The organism is Pseudomonas sp. GW822-FHT02E03, from assembly GCF_058802325.1.
Genome location: NZ_JBXAOA010000007.1, coordinates 114,202 through 132,444, shown reverse-complemented (window position 1 = coordinate 132,444; position 18,243 = coordinate 114,202). Strand labels below are relative to the sequence as shown.

18 protein-coding genes are annotated in these 18,243 nt (G+C 60.2%); 5 read left to right on the top strand and 13 right to left on the bottom strand.

The genetic code is table 11. The annotated features are described in order from the left end of the window. Positions 1–58: 58 nt before the first annotated feature. On the bottom strand, positions 59–379 hold the full coding sequence (locus AC1RQB_RS08095) for a hypothetical protein (protein ID WP_063342428.1): 321 nt from the start codon (positions 377–379) through the stop codon (positions 59–61). 280 nt (positions 380–659) lie between these two features. Between AC1RQB_RS08095 and leuS the strand changes: the two genes are divergently transcribed. The 5 genes from leuS (at position 660) to AC1RQB_RS08070 (ending at position 6,821) form a co-directional block, all read left to right on the top strand. Next, the gene (gene leuS, locus AC1RQB_RS08090; RefSeq protein WP_063342427.1) at positions 660–3,266 is read left to right on the top strand and encodes a leucine--tRNA ligase; all 2,607 of its coding nucleotides are present in this window, start codon (positions 660–662) and stop codon (positions 3,264–3,266) included. 89 nt (positions 3,267–3,355) lie between these two features. After that, complete coding sequence (locus AC1RQB_RS08085; RefSeq protein ID WP_063342426.1) at positions 3,356–3,961, top strand: LPS-assembly lipoprotein LptE; 606 nt, start codon at positions 3,356–3,358, stop codon at positions 3,959–3,961. Between the two features lie 39 nt (positions 3,962–4,000). Next, positions 4,001–5,038 carry a DNA polymerase III subunit delta gene (holA, locus tag AC1RQB_RS08080; RefSeq protein ID WP_063342425.1) on the top strand — a complete coding sequence of 346 codons (1,038 nt, stop codon included), beginning with the start codon at positions 4,001–4,003 and terminating at the stop codon, positions 5,036–5,038. Positions 5,039–5,271: 233 nt separating this feature from the next. Beyond that, positions 5,272–5,436, top strand: a complete 165-nt coding sequence (gene arfA, locus AC1RQB_RS08075) for an alternative ribosome rescue factor ArfA (protein ID WP_046069682.1) — start codon at positions 5,272–5,274, stop codon at positions 5,434–5,436. A gap of 62 nt (positions 5,437–5,498) precedes the next feature. Further along, complete coding sequence (locus AC1RQB_RS08070; RefSeq protein WP_063342424.1) at positions 5,499–6,821, top strand: lytic murein transglycosylase; 1,323 nt, start codon at positions 5,499–5,501, stop codon at positions 6,819–6,821. 117 nt (positions 6,822–6,938) lie between these two features. Here AC1RQB_RS08070 and AC1RQB_RS08065 read toward each other — a convergent pair whose 3' ends face one another. The 12 genes from AC1RQB_RS08065 to nadD form a co-directional block, all read right to left on the bottom strand. Further along, positions 6,939–7,889 (bottom strand): S66 peptidase family protein, encoded by a 951-nt coding sequence (locus AC1RQB_RS08065; protein ID WP_063342423.1) that lies wholly within the window; start codon positions 7,887–7,889, stop codon positions 6,939–6,941. A 174-nt stretch (positions 7,890–8,063) separates the two neighbouring features. Further along, positions 8,064–9,086: a lipoyl synthase gene (gene lipA / locus AC1RQB_RS08060; RefSeq protein WP_007894397.1), complete on the bottom strand. Its 1,023-nt coding sequence runs from the start codon at positions 9,084–9,086 to the stop codon at positions 8,064–8,066. A gap of 1 nt (position 9,087) precedes the next feature. Further along, complete coding sequence (gene lipB / locus AC1RQB_RS08055) at positions 9,088–9,735, bottom strand: lipoyl(octanoyl) transferase LipB (protein WP_008070104.1); 648 nt, start codon at positions 9,733–9,735, stop codon at positions 9,088–9,090. Next, a complete protein-coding gene (locus tag AC1RQB_RS08050) occupies positions 9,735–10,010 on the bottom strand; it encodes a DUF493 domain-containing protein (protein ID WP_007894389.1) in 276 nt (91 codons plus the stop codon). The genes lipB and AC1RQB_RS08050 overlap by 1 nt, the downstream gene beginning before the upstream one ends. 80 nt (positions 10,011–10,090) lie before the next feature. Next, positions 10,091–11,248, bottom strand: a complete 1,158-nt coding sequence (locus AC1RQB_RS08045; RefSeq protein WP_008070106.1) for a D-alanyl-D-alanine carboxypeptidase family protein — start codon at positions 11,246–11,248, stop codon at positions 10,091–10,093. Between the two features lie 182 nt (positions 11,249–11,430). Next, positions 11,431–12,441, bottom strand: coding sequence for a septal ring lytic transglycosylase RlpA family protein (locus tag AC1RQB_RS08040; RefSeq protein ID WP_063342422.1), 1,011 nt, complete (start codon positions 12,439–12,441; stop codon positions 11,431–11,433). Then, entirely contained in the window at positions 12,441–13,451 is a 1,011-nt protein-coding gene (gene mltB, locus AC1RQB_RS08035) for a lytic murein transglycosylase B (protein WP_063342421.1), read from the bottom strand. The genes AC1RQB_RS08040 and mltB overlap by 1 nt, the downstream gene beginning before the upstream one ends. A gap of 17 nt (positions 13,452–13,468) precedes the next feature. After that, positions 13,469–14,572, bottom strand: coding sequence for a rod shape-determining protein RodA (gene rodA, locus AC1RQB_RS08030; RefSeq protein WP_050549258.1), 1,104 nt, complete (start codon positions 14,570–14,572; stop codon positions 13,469–13,471). A 31-nt stretch (positions 14,573–14,603) separates the two neighbouring features. After that, positions 14,604–16,499: a penicillin-binding protein 2 gene (mrdA, locus tag AC1RQB_RS08025; protein ID WP_008070114.1), complete on the bottom strand. Its 1,896-nt coding sequence runs from the start codon at positions 16,497–16,499 to the stop codon at positions 14,604–14,606. A 10-nt stretch (positions 16,500–16,509) separates the two neighbouring features. Beyond that, positions 16,510–16,977: a 23S rRNA (pseudouridine(1915)-N(3))-methyltransferase RlmH gene (gene rlmH, locus AC1RQB_RS08020; RefSeq protein ID WP_003185785.1), complete on the bottom strand. Its 468-nt coding sequence runs from the start codon at positions 16,975–16,977 to the stop codon at positions 16,510–16,512. 9 nt (positions 16,978–16,986) lie between these two features. Beyond that, entirely contained in the window at positions 16,987–17,481 is a 495-nt protein-coding gene (rsfS, locus tag AC1RQB_RS08015; RefSeq protein ID WP_038981377.1) for a ribosome silencing factor, read from the bottom strand. Positions 17,482–17,553: 72 nt separating this feature from the next. Next, on the bottom strand, positions 17,554–18,243 hold the full coding sequence (nadD, locus tag AC1RQB_RS08010; RefSeq protein ID WP_063342420.1) for a nicotinate-nucleotide adenylyltransferase: 690 nt from the start codon (positions 18,241–18,243) through the stop codon (positions 17,554–17,556).

The window sequence follows — 18,243 nt, the reverse complement described above, 5'->3', positions numbered from 1 at the left end:
ACAACAAATGCGGAAGGACTTTGCTTCAAAAAAGCATATCCAACGGCTTCAAGTGCTCTTACTTGAATTGCAAAGACCGGACCTTTACCGCGCCTTTGCCGGGTGCCTTATCCTTGAGCCAGATGATATTGGCCGAACGTGGTGCCTCGAGTTGCTTCACTGCTGCTGACAAGCATCCATGCGTCTCACGTTCACTACGGTCCAGATAGGCCTTGACCAGTTCAAACTCTGCGGGGCTCAAACCACGCAGCTCCAGCTCCAGGGGACGCTCATCGCGAAGCCGACCGGCGGTTTTGGCCACATCCAGGGCCATTGCGAGACGGTCTATCAGTTTTTCGTACAGCTCCGGTTTTGTAGCTTTTTGCTGTGACTCAACCATCCATCACCTCATTGAAGATAAGACTCACTCCCCTTTTAGAGCTTAGCCTCGCTGAAAAAACCGGCTGAGTGCCGCGACCAACGGCCCTCGGAGCGGGTATAGGCCGCATCCTTGCGTGTAATCAGGGTTTCCCTCGGTAGAGTGCGGTCATGTATGCTACGGCGCTTCCTGTAACTCCACTTCCAGCTCGCCTGGGCACCGAAACGTCGATTTGGCGTTATCACCGTCCAGCGTTGCATTGAAGAGGATTAGGCCACCCCTATTCAGTTCAAAAGTAGCCATGCACGAACAATATCAGCCCCGTGAAATCGAAGCCGCCGCCCAGTCATTCTGGGACGAGCAAAAGTCCTTTGAAGTCAGTGAACAGCCAGGCAAGGAGACGTTCTACTGCCTGTCGATGTTCCCTTACCCCAGCGGCAAGCTACACATGGGGCACGTGCGCAACTACACCATCGGCGACGTGATCTCCCGCTACCAGCGCATGCAAGGCAAGAACGTCCTGCAACCCATGGGTTGGGACGCCTTCGGCATGCCGGCGGAAAACGCCGCGATGAAGAACAACGTAGCGCCCGCCAAGTGGACCTACGAAAACATCGCCTACATGAAAAGCCAGCTGCGCAGCCTGGGCCTGGCGGTGGACTGGTCGCGCGAAGTGACCACCTGCAAGCCTGATTACTACCGCTGGGAACAATGGCTGTTCACTCGCCTGTTCGAAAAAGGCGTGATTTACAAAAAAAGCGGCACTGTGAACTGGGATCCGGTCGACCAGACCGTTCTGGCCAACGAGCAAGTGATCGACGGTCGCGGCTGGCGTTCCGGCGCGCTGATCGAAAAGCGCGAAATCCCGATGTACTACTTCAAGATCACCGCCTACGCGGATGAGCTGCTGGAAAGCCTCGACGAACTGACTGGCTGGCCTGAACAGGTCAAGACCATGCAGCGCAACTGGATCGGCAAATCTCGCGGCATGGAAGTGCAATTCCCGTACGACGTCGCTTCCATCGGTGAAACCGGCGCGCTGAAAGTCTTCACCACCCGTCCGGACACCCTGATGGGCGCAACCTACGTTGCGGTGGCCGCCGAACACCATTTGGCGACCCTGGCCGCGCAGAACAACCCTGAACTGCAAGCGTTCATCGCTGAATGCAAGGGCGGCAGCGTTGCCGAAGCCGACGTCGCCACTCAAGAGAAAAAAGGCCTGCCGACCTCGCTGTTCGTCGAGCATCCGCTGACCGGTGAGAAACTCCCGGTGTGGGTCGCCAACTACGTGCTGATGCATTACGGCGATGGCGCGGTCATGGCTGTTCCGGCTCACGACGAACGTGATTTCGAGTTCGCCACCAAGTACAACCTGCCGATCAAATCCGTGGTGCGCACAAGTTCCGGTGACACCAACCCGGCTCCTTGGCAGGATGCGTACGGCGAGCACGGCACGCTGATCAACTCCGGCGAATTCGACGGCCTCGACTTCGCAGGTGCGTTCGACGCCATTGAAGTGGCGCTGATCAAGAAAAACCTCGGAGCCTCGCGCACCCAGTTCCGCCTGCGCGACTGGGGCATCAGCCGCCAGCGCTACTGGGGCTGCCCGATCCCGATCATCCACTGCGACACCTGCGGTGATGTGCCGGTCCCGGAAGATCAACTGCCCGTGGTGCTGCCGGAAGACGTCGTACCGGACGGCGCCGGTTCGCCACTGGCGCGCATGCCCGAGTTCTACGAGTGCACCTGCCCGAAATGCGGCGCTGCAGCCAAGCGTGAAACCGACACCATGGACACCTTTGTCGAGTCCTCGTGGTACTACGCCCGCTACGCCTCGCCGCACTATGAAGGCGGTCTGGTGGAAAAATCGGCTGCCGACCATTGGTTGCCAGTGGATCAGTACATCGGTGGCATCGAACACGCCATTCTTCACCTGCTTTATGCGCGCTTCTTCCACAAGCTGATGCGTGATGAAGGCCTGGTGAGCTCCAACGAGCCATTCAAGAACCTGCTGACTCAGGGCATGGTGATCGCCGAGACTTACTACCGTCGCGAAGCCAATGGTGCTTACACCTGGTTCAACCCGGCGGACGTGGAGCTTGAGCGTGACAGCAAGGCCAAGGTCATTAGCGCCAAGCTGATCGCAGACGGCCTGCCGGTGGAAATCGGTGGCACCGAGAAGATGGCCAAGTCAAAGAACAACGGCGTCGACCCACAGTCGATGATTGACCAGTTCGGCGCAGACACCTGCCGCCTGTTCATGATGTTCGCCTCGCCACCCGACATGAGCGCGGAATGGTCCGACTCCGGCGTAGAGGGTTCGCACCGCTTCCTCAAGCGCGTCTGGCGCCTGGCTCAAGCGCACGTCACTCAGGGCCTGCCGGGCAAACTGGACGTCGCCAGCCTGAACGACGAGCAGAAAGCCATTCGCCGTTCGATCCACCAGGCCATCAAGCAGGCCAGCCACGACGTCGGCCAGAACCACAAATTCAACACCGCCATTGCCCAAGTGATGACGCTGATGAACGTGCTGGAAAAAGCCGCGCAAGGCACCGAACAGGATCGCGCACTGATTCACGAAGGTCTGGAAACCGTAGTCCTGCTGCTGGCTCCGATCACCCCGCACATCAGCCACGAACTGTGGCATCGCCTGGGTCACGCCGATCCGGTCATCGATGCCGGTTGGCCGGTGCTGGATGAAAGTGCCCTGGTACAGGACAGCCTGCAGCTTGTCATTCAAGTCAACGGCAAGCTGCGCGGCCACATCGAAATGCCGGCCAGCGCCAGCCGCGAAGAAGTCGAAGCGGCCGCACGGGCCAACGAAAACGTCCTGCGCTTCGTCGATGGCCTGACTATTCGCAAAGTGATCGTAGTGCCCGGGAAACTGGTCAATATCGTCGCCAGCTAAATTGGATCGGGCGCCAGGTGATGCCTGGCGCCGAGTAAAACCTTTCGGGCCGCTTGACCGGCCCACATGGTTTCAAGGGGAGCAACAAGATGATCAAACGCAATTTGCTGGTGATGGGCCTTGCAGTCCTGCTGAGCGCCTGCGGTTTCCAGCTGCGCGGCACCGGCACCACTGAACTGGCGATCAAGGAACTCGATCTGAGCGCCCGCAATGCCTACGGCGAAACCGTAACGCAATTGCGTCAGGTGCTGGAAAGCAGTGGCGTCAAGGTCTACAGCGGCGCACCTCACAAACTGGTGCTGACCGATGAGCAGGAAAGCCAGCGCATCCTCAGCTACGCAGGCGCCGGTCGTACTGGCGAGTACCAGATGACCATGGTGCTGAACTATGACATCCGGGGTCAGAGCAACCTGCCACTGCTGAGCGACAAGCTCGAAGTGCAGAAAGTCTTCATCCATGACGGCAACAACCTGGTGGGTTCCGACCAGGAAGCCAACGATGCCCGCAAGGAAATGCGTCGTGAACTGGTTCAACGCATGATGCTGCGCCTGCAACAGATGTCCCCGACGCAGTTGGAACAACTGCAACAGACCGCTGATGCCAGGGCCAAGGCTGAAGCCGACGCATTGGAAGCGGCGCAGAAAGCTGAAGCGCAGACGCCGCGTCAGTCGCCTATCGAACTGCCGCAGCAATAAGCCTTACGGGGCGCTCAGGCGCCCCGTTTGCCTCTTCTTATGAAACTCGCCCCCGCCCAACTCGGTAAACACCTGCAAGGCGCCCTCGCGCCGGTCTACGTCATCAGTGGCGATGACCCACTGCTGTGTCAGGAAGCCGCCGACGCCATTCGCGCGGCTGCCCGCCAGCAAGGTTTCGATGAACGCCAGGTCTTTGCCGCCGACGCCAGTTTCGACTGGGGTACGCTGCTGCAGGCCGGCGCCAGCATGTCGCTGTTCGCCGAAAAACGTCTTCTGGAACTGCGTCTGCCCTCCGGCAAACCCGGAGACAAAGGCGCCGCGGCATTGATTGAGTATTGCTCGCGCCCGGCCGAAGACACGGTGTTGCTGATCAGCCTGCCCAAGCTTGACGGCAGTGCGCAGAAGACCAAGTGGGGCAAGGCGCTGGTCGAAGGTCCGCAGACCCAGTTCGTGCAGATCTGGCCCGTGGACACCAACCAGTTGCCGAGCTGGATCCGTCAACGCCTGTCCCAGGCCGGGCTTTCCGCCAGCCAGGACGCTGTCGAACTGATCGCCGCTCGGGTCGAGGGCAACCTGCTGGCTGCCGCCCAGGAAATCGAAAAGCTCAAGCTGATGGCAGAGGGTGGGCAGATCACTGTCGAAACCGTGCAAGCGGCAGTAGCCGACAGCGCCCGTTTCGATGTCTTCGGCCTGACCGATGCGATTCTCAATGGCGAAGCTGCTCACGCCCTGCGCATGCTCGAAGGGTTGCGCGGCGAAGGCGTCGAACCGCCGGTGATCCTCTGGGCGCTGGCCCGAGAACTGCGTCTGCTGGCCAACCTGTCGCTGCAATACAGCCAAGGCGTGCCGCTCGACAAAGCTTTCAGCCAGGCCCGACCGCCAATCTGGGACAAACGCAAACCGTTGATGAGCAAAGCGCTGCAACGCTACTCGGCACAACGCTGGGCGCAGTTGCTGTTGGAAGCCCAGCGCATCGACGCGCAGATCAAAGGCCAGGCGGCGGGTTCGCCGTGGATGAGTTTGAGTCGGTTGACGCTGTTGATGGCCGGGCAGAGATTATCGTTACCCGCCGAGTAATGTTTTTGTGGCGAGGGAGCTTGCTCCCGCTGGGTTGCGAAGCGACCCTAAAACCAGTCACCGCGCGCCTTCAGATGTTCCTCGGTTACCAGTTCCACGACTGCTGCGCAGCCGAGCGGGAGCAAGCTCCCTCGCCACAGGTATCATTTCCTACACATCGTAGGGACTAGACAGAACCCTTGCTTCGGCAGATTATTCCCCCCGCAAAACCCACTCACTTGCGAGAGACCATCATGAGCAAAAAGCCATCCAAACATGGCCCCAACAAGGCCAAATCCATCGTCGCCCAGCCACTGTTCCGTAGCCGTCAGGAACGAGCCGGCAAGGGCAAAGGCAGCTACCGCCGCGAAGCCTTCCAGTCTAACAGCTGGGAGGCTTCTTACTTTCTGGCGGCCTGAAAGGCAAGCCATCGCTCAACATGTTAAGGTCTGCACCTGATTCGTATCCTCTGGACCTGTGCATGCCCCTTTGTATTTCCCGTCGTTGGCCTCTTCGCCAACTGATAGCTGCCTCCAGCCTCGTTCTGCTTGTCGCCTGCGCGGAAAAACCCACCGCCGCCGACGCCCAACCGCTTCAGACCCGCACCGTTGCGACGGCCCCTGCGATCATTCCGCCGGTGGTTCCAACCGGTGAAAATCTCGACATCCAGCCTACCCAGACCTTTGCCGAATGGCAGGCGGGTTTCCGTAAAGACGCCCTCGCCGCCGGCATTCGCGCCGACCTGTTCGATCGTGCTTTTGCCAATGTCAGCGTGGACGACAGCGTGATCCGTGCCGATCGCAGCCAACCGGAATTTACTCGCCCGGTGTGGGAGTACCTCGATGGCGCGCTGTCGCCGCTACGGGTGCGCAAAGGTCAGGCGCTTGTCGGCGAACACGCCGACATCCTGCAAAACATCGAACAGCGCTACGGCGTCGACCGTCAGGCTCTGGTCGCGGTATGGGGCATGGAAAGTAACTTTGGTCAGTTCCAGGGCAGCAAGTCGGTGATCAACTCCCTGGCGACCCTGGCTTATGAAGGTCGACGTCCGGGCTTTGCTCACGCGCAACTGATCGCAGCCTTGCAAATCCTGCAACAAGGCGATATCGCCCCCGAGAAAATGCTCGGTTCCTGGGCCGGCGCCATGGGCCAGACCCAGTTCATTCCGACCACCTACAACACCCACGCCGTAGACTTTGACGGTGATGGCCGCCGCGACATCTGGAACAGCTCCGCTGATGCATTGGCCTCGACCGCGCACTACCTGCAAAGCTCCGGCTGGCAGAAAGGTCAGCCTTGGGGCTTCGAAGTACAACTGGCGAGCGGCTTCAACTACGTCCTGGCCGATGGCGCGATTCGCAAGAGCGTAGCCGAGTGGCGACAACTGGGGGTAACCCTGCCCAATGGCGGCCAGGTTCCGGCAGGTTCCGAACACCTGTCGGCCGCCCTGTTGTTGCCGGCAGGCTATCGCGGCCCGGCGTTCCTGGTCCTCGATAACTTCCGCGCGATTCTCAAGTACAACAACTCTTCGTCCTACGCCCTGGCCGTGAGTCTGCTGTCCGAGCGCTTCAATGGTGGCGGTTTGATCAGCGGTCTATGGCCAAAAGATGACTTGCCGCTGAGCCGTACCGAGCGAATCGAGTTGCAAAACCTGCTGAGCGCCCAGAACTACGACGCAGGGACCGCCGACGGGATTATCGGCGCCAATACCCGCAAAGCGATCCGCAGCGCGCAGCAGTCGTTTGGCTGGCCGGCGGATGGTTATCCGACGCACAAGTTGCTGGAAGGTCTGCGTAACCGCTAAAAAGCATCGCGGGCAAGCCCGCTCCCACAAGTTCAAAGGTGAATGTGACATTTGCATACACCTTGACCCTGTGGGAGCGGGCTTGCCCGCGAAGACTGACTATCAGGCGCTAACGAACTACCGCTTGATCACCACATCCTGCTCCAACACCAACGCCTTGCCCCCCGCATCCAGCCTGACCAGCGCGCCCATCGGCAGCGTCAGATTCGGATCACAATGCCCGCTACGCCATCCGGCCAGCACGGGGATGCGCAACGGCGCAAAGGTCTGCTTGAGCAACTTCTCCAGCGCAATCGCATCAACCCCAGCCACATCCCCCACCAGAACCCCACGCAGCTTGTGCAACGTGCCGGCCAGACGCAAATGAGTCAGCAGCCGGTCGATGCGATACAGCGGCTCGTTGATGTCCTCGATGAACAGGATGACGCCCTCGGCATCGATCTCATAAGGCGTGCCCATGGTCGCGGCGATCATCGACAGATTGCCCCCCAGCAAGCGCCCGTGAGCGATACCGGGCTCGATTGTGGTCAACGGCCAAGCCACCGGGTGAGAAAGCACACTGCCCGCCTTCACCTGCCCGCGCAGCATGTTGAAAAACGAGAACTCGGTGGGTTGCTGCTTGTCACCCAGCAGGTCAGCGTTGAGCATCGGGCCATGGAAGGTCACGAACCCGGCATAACGACTGATGGCCGAGTGCAGTGCAGTAACGTCGCTGTAGCCGATAAACGGCTTGGCGTTGTTGCGCAGTAATTCGAAATCGATGCGATCAAGCAAACGCGGTGTACCGTAACCGCCACGCAGACAGATGATGGCATCGACCTCGCTGTCGGCGAATGCGCCATGCAAGTCATTGAGCCGCACATCATCACTGCCGGCCAGATAACCCTCTTGCTCATAAACGCCGGGAAACACGCGCAGCGAATAGCCGCGAGCGCGCATCCAGCCGATGGCTTTATCGGTGTCCAGCGCTGCGGGGCCGGCGGGCGCGATCACGCCAATCAGCCCTGTAGGCGGCAAGGCCGGAACGGGGGCATGTGGACAAAGGGTGTGGGTCGGTCGAGCAGTCATCCATGATTCTCCCTGTGAACGCTTCAGCACACAGTAGTCAGGAACGGGAATAAACAGAAGAGGGTCAATCGCACCACGATTTGCAGGAAAAGACTGTAATCGCCGTGAGCACTGCTAAAAAAAGGCCCGCAAGGCCTGGAAGCCTTGCGGGCCTTTTTTGCTCTCAAAACGGGATCAGGACGACATCAGCTCGGCCTTGACCAGTTTCGCCTGCTCGTCAGCGTGGTACGAGGAACGTACCAGCGGCCCGGAAGCAACGTTCTTGAAGCCCATCTTGTAACCTTCCTCGGCGAACCAGGCGAAGGTGTCCGGGTGTACGAAGCGCTGGACCGGCAAGTGGCTGCGGGACGGTTGCAGGTACTGGCCCAGGGTCAGCATGTCGATGTCGTGTTCGCGCATGCGCTTCATGACTTCGATGACTTCTTCGTCGGTTTCGCCCAGGCCCAGCATCAAACCGGACTTGGTCGGAATGTGCGGCATCATCTGCTTGAAGCGTTGCAGCAGGGTCAGCGACCACTGGTAATCCGAACCCGGACGCGCAGCCTTGTACAGGCGAGGCACGGTTTCCAGGTTGTGGTTGAACACATCAGGCGGCTCGGCGGCGGTGATTTCCAGCGCGACGTCCATGCGGCCACGGTAGTCCGGAACCAGGGTCTCGAGCTGCACGTTCGGCGACAGTTTGCGGATTTCGCGGATGCAATCGGCAAAATGCTGGGCACCGCCGTCACGCAGGTCGTCGCGGTCTACCGAGGTGATTACGACGTACTTGAGTTTCAGGTCGGCGATGGCAATGGCCAGGCTTTGCGGCTCGTTGACGTCCAGTGGCTTCGGACGACCATGACCAACGTCGCAGAACGGGCAGCGACGGGTGCAGATGTCACCCATGATCATGAAGGTCGCGGTGCCACCGGAGAAGCACTCGCCCAGGTTCGGGCAGGACGCCTCTTCGCACACGCTGTGCAGCTTGTGTTTGCGCAGCAGGGCCTTGATGCGGTCGACCTCCGGGGAAACCGGGATGCGCACGCGAATCCAGTCGGGTTTCTTCGGCAGTTCAGTGGTCGGGATGATCTTCACCGGGATGCGTGCAACCTTCTCGGCGCCGCGCAGCTTGACGCCGGCTTCAACCTTGGCACGCGGGGCCGGACGCTCGGTGACATCGAGCGTCGGGATCATGGTTTGCACTGCATCAGTAGTCATATCAGTCGATTCCGCCCGTTAGGGTCGTCTGCTCAGCATAGTCGAGGTGTTTGACGAGCTGCGCGCGCAGCCGGGCACTTACCTCGGCAAATTCAATCGATCCTGCGTGATCGCACAGCTGGGTCATTGCCAGCCCGGCGTAGCCGCAGGGATTAATCCGTCGAAACGGTTCCAGGTTCATATCCACGTTCAAGGCCAGGCCATGAAAGGAGCAACCGTGGCGGATCCGCAGACCCAGAGAAGCGATTTTCGCGCCATCGACATAGACACCCGGCGCATCCGGCTTGGCCACCGCGGTCACGCCGTAGCTGGCCAGCAGCTCAATCAGGCATTGCTCCATGCGGCTGACCAGATCACGCACGCCGAACCCCAGCTTGCGAACGTCCAGTAACAGGTAGGCCACCAGCTGGCCGGGACCGTGATAAGTCACCTGACCACCGCGGTCGACCTTCACCACCGGAATATCCCCCGGCAGCAGCAGATGCTCGGCCTTGCCAGCCTGGCCCTGAGTGAACACCGGCGGGTGCTCGACCAGCCAGACTTCGTCGGCGGCATCGCTGCCGCGTTCATTGGTGAAGCGCTGCATGGCATGCCAGACCGGCTCGTAAGCCATCTGGCCGAGCTCGCGAAAGCCCAGCGTGCCAGACATCACAGCACCATGTGCACGAAACCGGTAGCCCGCAACTCGCTGTTGATGTCGTACAGCTGTTCCTGGCCGGTGGCGATGATGTGCAACTGGATGGTCGTGTACTTGCCGTTGGTACTCTGCCGTTCGGCAAAGGTGTTGTGGTCAACGGTCGCGTGTTTCTCAAGGATCGCAATGATCTTGTCCTTGAAACCCACGCCGGTGTCGCCGATTACCTTGATCGGGTAATCCGCGCAGGGGAATTCGATTTTTGGCGCCTTTACTTCAGTTTCTGTCATGGCGTAACGGCCTCGTAAGCCGTGGCAACGGACATGGCCCCGCTCCGGATTGGAACGGGGCCATGCAGGTCCACACTAATTCAGTTGAACAAGCCGTAGAAGAATAGACGGATGCTATCCCACATGCGGCGGAAGATACCACCCTCGTCAACCGCGTCCAGAGCGATCAGGTCGGCGCTGTGCACCACTTTGTCGTCCAGTTTCACTTCGACTTTACCGATCACATCGCCCTTGGCGATTGGCGCGACCAGTTGCGGGGTCATGGTCATGCTGGCGGCGAGCTTTTTCAGCTGGCCTTTTGGCAGGGTCATGGTCAGGTCTTGAGCCAGGCCGGCCTTGACTTGATTGGTGGTGCCTTTCCAGACAGGTGCCTGAGCCAGCTCGGCGCCTTTCTGATAGAAGGTCTGGGTTTCGAAGAAGCGGAAACCGTAAGTCAGCAGCTTCTGGGTTTCAGCAGCACGGGCCACTTCGCTGTTGGTGCCGAACACCACGGCGATCAGGCGCATGCCATCACGTACAGCCGAAGACACCATGCAGTAGCCGGCTTCGTCGGTGTGACCGGTTTTCAGACCGTCGACGGTCTTGTCGCGCCACAGCAGCAGGTTGCGGTTAGGCTGCTTGATGCCGTTCCAGAAGAACTCTTTCTGCGAGTAGATCGCGTAGTGAGCCGGGTCTTCGTGGATGATCGCGCGGGCCAGCACGGCCATGTCGTGAGCCGACGAGTAGTGCTCAGGGTTTGGCAGACCGGTCGGGTTCATGAAGTGGCTGTTGGTCATGCCCAGGTCGGCCACGGTTTTGTTCATCATGTCGGCGAACGCGTCTTCGCTGCCGGCGATGTGCTCGGCGAGCGCAACACTGGCGTCGTTACCCGACTGAATGATGATGCCGTGCAGCAGGTCGCTGACGGTGACTTGCGAACCCACCTTGATGAACATCCGCGAACCGCCGGTACGCCAGGCGTTCTCGCTGACGGTCACCGGATCGTTTTCGCCGATCTGGCCACGACGGATTTCCAGGGTCGCGATGTAAGCGGTCATCAGCTTGGTCAGGCTGGCCGGTGGCAGACGCTGGTCACCATTGTTCTCTACCAGCACGTTGCCGCTGCTGGCGTCCATGAGTACATAGGCTTTGGCGGCCAGTTGCGGTGGCGACGGCATTATCTCGGCCGCGAAAGCCGCGGGTGAGAGAAGCAGCGGGACTAGCAGGCACAGGCGTTTGGCAAAGGTGGTGATGTTCATCCGTCTCTCGAAATCGCTAATGGAAACTGCCCTAGGGCAAAACTAATCAGACAACTCTCTAAAAAGTTGTCGCGTGTTCAGTTGCTCACTCTGCAACCCTTGCCGGGCTTTTGTTCTTCAACGAGCCAACAACCCGGTTCGCCCCCCAAACCGCAAGCGAACCGTCAATCAAGTACTACGTGTTACTCGGCGCTGACCAGGCTCGGCGAACCGAGATTGGCCAGCCGCACGCTGTTTTGCACTTGCTGGATTTCACCCGGCGAGCCGATCGGCCCCAGGCGCACCCGATGCAGTGTCTGTTGGTTACGCACGATCGAGCTGATGAACACCGGAGCGCTCACCATCCCGCTGAGCTTCGATCTCAGGAGCTCTGCAGCGTCCGGGTTGGCGAACGCGCCCACCTGCAGATACTGGCCAGAGGCTGGTACAGAAGCGTTTTTTTTTGCATCGATCTGCACGGGCACTACGGCCGCGGCGTGTTGCTGCGGCGGTGGGGTCCATTGCTCGACGGTGCCGGCCGATGCCGTAATCACCGGGGCGCTATTTTGTGCGACTTTCGGCTCGTTAAGCATTAAAGGCGCCGGGCGGCCTTTGGCTGCCCACCATTGCTGCGGGTCGATGCCTTCGACCTTGACCCGCGCCGTACCGGTTTCGGCATAGCCGAGTTTCTTGGCGGCCGCGTAGGACAAGTCGATGATCCGGTCCGAGTAGAACGGCCCGCGGTCGTTGACCCGCAGGATGACCGTCTTGTTGTTGTCCAGGTTAGTCACCCGAACGTAACTGGGCAGTGGCAGGGTCTTGTGCGCTGCGCTCATGCCGTACAGGTCATACACTTCGCCGTTGGCGGTGTTCTGGCCATGGAATTTGGTGCCGTACCAGGACGCAGTGCCCGAGGCCACGTAGGTCCTGGATTCTTGCATCGGGAAGTAAGTCTTGCCCAGCACCGTGTACGGGTTGGCTTTATAAGGACCGCTGTGCAGGGTCGGCGTGGCATCTGGAATGCGCGTTACGTCGACGTCCCACCAGGGTGCGCCATCCTTGTGAGCCCGGTTGATATCCAGGCCAAGTGCCGAACGAACGGCGGTCGGGGACTTCTGAGCCGGCGCGCGACTGGTCGAACAACTGGCGACCAGAACCGTCAACGCGGCGAATGCCATGAGCTTCAGGGGTTTATTCATAGGCAATGCCCGCATTACTTGACGCCCCGTGCTTGGACCAGCTGTTCAGACAGTTGATGTACGGCCATGGCGTACATCACGCTGCGGTTATAACGCGTGATTGCGTAAAAATTCGTCAGGCCCATCCAGTATTCAGGGCCATTGTCACCTTCCAGGCGAAAAGCTGTGACCGGCATATCATCGCGCAGCGCATCATGACTCGACCAGCCCAGCGCCCGCAACTCCCCGACAGTTTTCGTCGGCTCGATGCCTGCGGTCAAACCTTCATCTACCTGATCGCCACGCACATCGGCGCGGCTGACCACAGGTTCGCCGGCGACCCAGCCGTGACGCTTGAAATAACTGGCGACGCTGCCGATGGCATCATCCGGGTTGGTCCAGATATTAATGTGGCCGTCACCGTCAAAATCCACCGCATAGGCGCGAAAACTGCTCGGCATGAATTGCGGCAAGCCCATGGCCCCGGCATAGGAGCCTTTGAGGGTCAACGGATCGACCTGCTCTTCACGGGCCAGCAGCAGGAATTCACGCAATTCCTTGCGGAAGAATTCGGCACGGGGAGGATAGTCGAAACCCAGGGTCGACAAGGCATCGATCACCCGGAAATTGCCGGTATTTCGACCAAAGAAGGTCTCCACGCCGATGATCGAGACGATGACCTGCGCCGGCACACCGTATTCCTGCTCGGCACGAGCCAGGATCGCTTCGTGCTGACGCCAGAAGTCCACACCACGGGCGATGCGCGCCTCGGTGATGAACATCGGGCGATATTCTTTCCACTGTTTGACCCGTTCGGCGGGCTTGGAGATCGCGTCCAGAATCGACTGTTTGCGCTCGGCTTCGCGGAACACGCCCATCAGCTGTTCACCGGCAAAGCCATAGTCGCGGGTCATTTCACCGACGAACTCGGCCACCTGGGGTGAGCCTTCGTAATCGCCGCCCCACGCTTGCTGCGTGGTACCAAGGATGCTTACCAGGCCGACCCACGGTGCGTATCGAGTCGCCCAGCCACGCATTACTTGCATTGAAATCTTCACCTTATTCAAACCTGTGCGATCCACTTGCGATGGGTATGGATCGACATCAAAACCCCAAACGCTGACAGTAGCGTCACCAGCGAAGTTCCTCCGTAGCTAATGAACGGCAACGGCACCCCCACAACCGGCAACAGGCCACTGACCATACCGATGTTGACGAAAACGTAAACAAAAAACGTCATGGTCAGGCTGCCCGCGAGCAATTTGCCGAACAATGTCTGCGCCTGGGCGGTAATCACCAGCCCGCGACCGATCAACAACAGGTAAATCAGCAACAATGCGCAGATGCCCACCAGGCCGAATTCTTCGCCCAGCACCGCAATAATGAAGTCGGTGTGGCTTTCCGGCAGGAAGTCCAGGTGCGACTGGGTGCCAAGCAACCAGCCTTTGCCGAACACGCCACCGGAACCGATGGCTGCTTTCGACTGAATGATGTTCCAGCCCGTGCCCAGCGGATCGCTCTCTGGGTCGAGGAAGGTCAGGATTCGCTGCTTCTGGTAGTCGTGCATGATGAAGTACCACATGCCGACCGCCACCGGCACAGCCGCGGCAATCACGCTGAGAATCCAGCGCCAGCGCAGGCCGCCCATGAACAGAACGAACGCGCCACCGGCGAGAATAAGCAGCGAAGTGCCGAGGTCGGGTTGACGCACGATCAGAATGAACGGCAACCCGATCAGAAACAGACTGACGCCCACATGCTTGAGTTGTGGCGGCAAGGAGCGCTTGGCCAGGTACCAGGCGATGGTTGCCGGCATCAGGATCTTCATGAATTCCGAAGGCTGGAAGCGGATCACCCCGGGAATGTTGATCCAGCGCGTGGCACCCATGGCGTTGTGGCCCATGACATCCACCACCACCAGCAACAGCACGCCGATCACATAACCGACCGGCACCCAACGGGCCATGAAGCGCGGCTCGAACTGGGCGATGACGATCATCGACACCAGGCCGATGCCGAAGGAAGTGGCTTGCTTGGCCAGCAGATCCCAGCTTTTGCCGCTGGCCGAATACAGCACGAACAGGCTGCCGGCCGCGAGGGTCAGAAGCAGGATCAGCAATGGGCCGTCGATGTGCATGCGTTGCAACAGCGTCGCACGGCGACGCATCACATCCTCGCTGGAGAGGATGCGATCGAAATTACTCTTCACGGGCCGTAGCCTCCGCACTGATAGGGCTGGCGTATTCGGCTTTCAGTCGGCCGTCCTGGTCCAGGAGCCAGGCGTCCATGACTTGACGCACCACTGGCGCGGCGACGCCGGAACCGGACTCGCCGTTCTCGACCATTACCGACACCACGATTTGCGGGTTGTCGGCCGGCGCGAAGCCGACGAACAAGGCGTGGTCGCGGTGACGCTCCTGAACCTTGGAGCGGTCGTACTTCTCGCCCTGCTTGATCGCGACCACCTGGGCCGTACCACTTTTGCCGGCAATCCGGTATTGAGCACCGATGGATGCCTTGCGCGCCGTACCGCGGGCACCGTGCATCACCTGCTGCATGCCGTGGTTGACCTTGGTCCAGTCCGACGGGTCGCGCAGAATGATGTCCGGCATCGGATTTTCGTCCACCGGCTTCGCACCTTCGAGGGTCTTGGCCAAATGCGGACGATTCCACACACCCTTGTTGGCCACCAGCGCCGTGGCCTGCGCCAACTGCAACGGAGTGGACTGCATGTAGCCCTGACCGATCCCGAGAATCAGCGTTTCGCCCGGGTACCAGGCCTGACGACGGGTCGCGCGCTTCCATTCCCGGGTCGGCATCAACCCCGGCGACTCTTCGAACATGTCGAGGGAGACCTTCTGACCAATACCGAATTTGCTCATGTAAGCCGACAACCGATCAATCCCCAGCTTGTGCGCCAGGTCATAGAAGTAGGTGTCGTTGGACCGCATGATCGCCGTGTCCAGATCCACGTAACCGTCGCCGGTACGGTTCCAGTTACGGTATTTGTGATCGTAATTGGGCAGTTGGTAGTAACCGGGGTCGTAGACCCGGGTCGATGCGGTGACCACGCCCGCATCCAGGCCGGCAATCGCCACCGCCGGTTTAATCGTCGAGCCCGGCGGGTACAGACCGCGCAACACGCGGTTGAACAATGGCCGGTCGATGGAATCGCGCAACTCGGAATAGGCTTTGAAACTGATGCCGGTGACGAACAGGTTCGGGTCAAAACTCGGCTGACTGACCATCGCCAGGACTTCGCCGGTTTTCGGGTCCAGCGCCACTACCGCGCCACGACGACCGCCGAGCGCGGCTTCGGCGGCTTCCTGCAATTTGATGTCCAGGCTAAGGACGATGTCCTTGCCGGAAATCGGCTCGGTACGTTTGAGCACCCGCAACACGCGGCCACGGGCGTTGGTCTCGACTTCTTCGTAACCGACCTGACCGTGCAGCTCGGGCTCGTAAAACCGCTCGATGCCGGTTTTACCAATTTGATGGGTGCCGCTGTAACTCACCGGATCGAGCGTCTTGAGCTCTTTCTCGTTGATCCGCCCCATGTAACCCACCGAGTGCGCAAAGTGCGCACCCTGCGGGTAATGCCGCACCAGCTGCGCGACCACTTCCACACCAGGCAGGCGGAACTGGTTCACCGCGATGCGGGCGATCTGCTCTTCGCTCAGTTCGAACAGGATTGGCACCGGCTCAAACGGTCGGCGCCCCTGACGCATGCGCTTCTCGAAAATCACCCGGTCCTCGGGCGTCAGCTCCAGCACTTCAACGATCACGTCGAGCACTTGCTGCCAGTCACCGGAGCGTTCGCGGGTCATGCTCAGGCTGAAGCTGGGCCGGTTATCGGCCACCACCACGCCATTGCGGTCGAAGATCAACCCGCGAGTCGGCGGAATCGGCTGCACATGGACGCGGTTGTTTTCCGACAGTGTCGAGTGGTACTCGTACTGGATCACCTGAAGGAAATACAGCCGCGCGATCAGCACGCCAATCAGCGCCACCACTGCAATGGCCCCGAACACGACGCGGCCACGCACCAGACGGGCGTCTTTTTCGTGGTCCTTGATGCGGATCGGCTGGGGCATGAGGGCAGAACTACTTGTGGTAAGGGTGGCCGGACAGGACTGTCCAGGCACGATACAGCTGTTCGCCGATCAGAATCCGCACCAGCGGGTGCGGCAACGTCAACGGTGACAACGACCAGCGTTGATCCGCCCGGGCACAGACTTCCGGCGCCAGCCCCTCGGGGCCGCCGACCATGAAATTCACCGTGCGCGAGTCCAGCCGCCAGCGATCGAGTTCGACCGCCAGTTGCTCGGTGCTCCAGGGCTTGCCGTGGACTTCGAGGGTGACAATGCGCTCGTTCGGCCCGACCTTGGCCAGCATGGCTTCGCCTTCCTGACGGATAAAGCGCGCCACGTCGGCGTTCTTGCCGCGGGTGTTGAGCGGAATTTCCACCAGTTCCAGCGCCAGCTCGGACGGAAGACGCTTGGCATATTCATGCCAGCCTTCTTCCACCCATTTGGGCATGCGTGAACCGACGGCGATCAGTCGCAGTCGCACAGCGTTCCCTTATTGCTGGTCTTTGTTGAGCTTGATGAAATGCTCATGGGTGTTTTCCGGGCTGTGGTGCGCGGCGCTGCCGGCACGGCTCTGCTCGGCACCCTGCCACAAACGCTCCAGGTCATAGAACTGGCGAGCGCTGGCAGTCATCATGTGCACGATGACGTCGTCCATATCCAGCAGCACCCAGTCGCTGTCGCCCTTGCCTTCTTCACCCAACGGCTTGACGCCTTGGGCCTTGACCGCCTCGCGGACCTTATCCAGCATCGCGCCGATCTGGCGGTTGGAAGTACCGGTAGCGATGATCATGAAATCAGTGATGCTCTGCTTTTCACGAACGTCGATCACCAGAACATCCTGGGCCTTGACGTCTTCCAGGGCCGCTACGGCAACCTTGACCAGCTCTTCGCCGCGCAGTTCCGGGCCGGTATTGGCCACTACTGGCAGCGGAGCGCTCTTGAACGTGCCCTTGCGCTTTACTTTGTTTACGTCTTTGTCAGTCATATAAAACTCGTTTTGCTCATGTGTTCGGGCGCTTCGATACACGCATTCACGTGCCTTGAAGCGCGCCCTTTTTCAGTTCGACGCACGGTAAAGCCCGTGCGCATCGATGTAGGCCAGGACCGCGTCGGGCACCAGGAAACGTACCGACTTACCGCTGGCCAGCAGTTGACGGATCTGGGTGGCGGATACCGCGAGCGGCGTCTGCCAGACGAATGCAATCTGTCCGCTCGGCCCTTTGAGGGCCAGCGGGTCGCTCACCGAGCGCGCTGCCAGCAGGTTGCGCAAGGCATCCGGCGGTTCGCTGTCGGCATCCGGGCGTTGCAGCACCAGGATGTGGCAATGCTGGAGCAACTCTTCCCAGCGGTGCCAAGTGGGCAGGCCGCAAAATGCGTCCCAGCCCAAAAGTAGAAAAACCTGATCTTGTGCGGCAAGTTCGGCGCGCATCAGTTCCAGGGTGTCGATGGTGTAGGACGGTTTGTCCCGCTGCAATTCGCGGGCGTCCACTACCAACGGTGCCACACCGGCCACCGCGCACTTGACCATCGCCAGACGGTCCTTCGCTGACACCTGCGGCGTGCCCCGATGAGGCGGCCTGGCACTGGGTGTCAGACGCAACTCATCGAGCGCCAGCGATTCGGCGACTTCCAGCGCACCGCGCAAATGGCCGATGTGCACTGGGTCGAAGGTCCCGCCCAGCACGCCAATGCGTCGAGGCTGGGGCTCGCTGGCGGTCACCTGGGCTGACGGGTCGAGGTCGCCCAA

Coding starts and splice junctions, on each gene's coding strand:
- AC1RQB_RS08095 (WP_063342428.1), bottom strand. CDS start 379: ATGGTTGAGTCACAGCAAAAAGCTACAAAACCGGAGCTGTACGAAAAA.
- leuS (WP_063342427.1), top strand. CDS start 660: ATGCACGAACAATATCAGCCCCGTGAAATCGAAGCCGCCGCCCAGTCA.
- AC1RQB_RS08085 (WP_063342426.1), top strand. CDS start 3,356: ATGATCAAACGCAATTTGCTGGTGATGGGCCTTGCAGTCCTGCTGAGC.
- holA (WP_063342425.1), top strand. CDS start 4,001: ATGAAACTCGCCCCCGCCCAACTCGGTAAACACCTGCAAGGCGCCCTC.
- arfA (WP_046069682.1), top strand. CDS start 5,272: ATGAGCAAAAAGCCATCCAAACATGGCCCCAACAAGGCCAAATCCATC.
- AC1RQB_RS08070 (WP_063342424.1), top strand. CDS start 5,499: ATGCCCCTTTGTATTTCCCGTCGTTGGCCTCTTCGCCAACTGATAGCT.
- AC1RQB_RS08065 (WP_063342423.1), bottom strand. CDS start 7,889: ATGACTGCTCGACCGACCCACACCCTTTGTCCACATGCCCCCGTTCCG.
- lipA (WP_007894397.1), bottom strand. CDS start 9,086: ATGACTACTGATGCAGTGCAAACCATGATCCCGACGCTCGATGTCACC.
- lipB (WP_008070104.1), bottom strand. CDS start 9,735: ATGTCTGGCACGCTGGGCTTTCGCGAGCTCGGCCAGATGGCTTACGAG.
- AC1RQB_RS08050 (WP_007894389.1), bottom strand. CDS start 10,010: ATGACAGAAACTGAAGTAAAGGCGCCAAAAATCGAATTCCCCTGCGCG.
- AC1RQB_RS08045 (WP_008070106.1), bottom strand. CDS start 11,248: ATGAACATCACCACCTTTGCCAAACGCCTGTGCCTGCTAGTCCCGCTG.
- AC1RQB_RS08040 (WP_063342422.1), bottom strand. CDS start 12,441: ATGCGGGCATTGCCTATGAATAAACCCCTGAAGCTCATGGCATTCGCC.
- mltB (WP_063342421.1), bottom strand. CDS start 13,451: ATGCAAGTAATGCGTGGCTGGGCGACTCGATACGCACCGTGGGTCGGC.
- rodA (WP_050549258.1), bottom strand. CDS start 14,572: ATGCGTCGCCGTGCGACGCTGTTGCAACGCATGCACATCGACGGCCCA.
- mrdA (WP_008070114.1), bottom strand. CDS start 16,499: ATGCCCCAGCCGATCCGCATCAAGGACCACGAAAAAGACGCCCGTCTG.
- rsfS (WP_038981377.1), bottom strand. CDS start 17,481: ATGACTGACAAAGACGTAAACAAAGTAAAGCGCAAGGGCACGTTCAAG.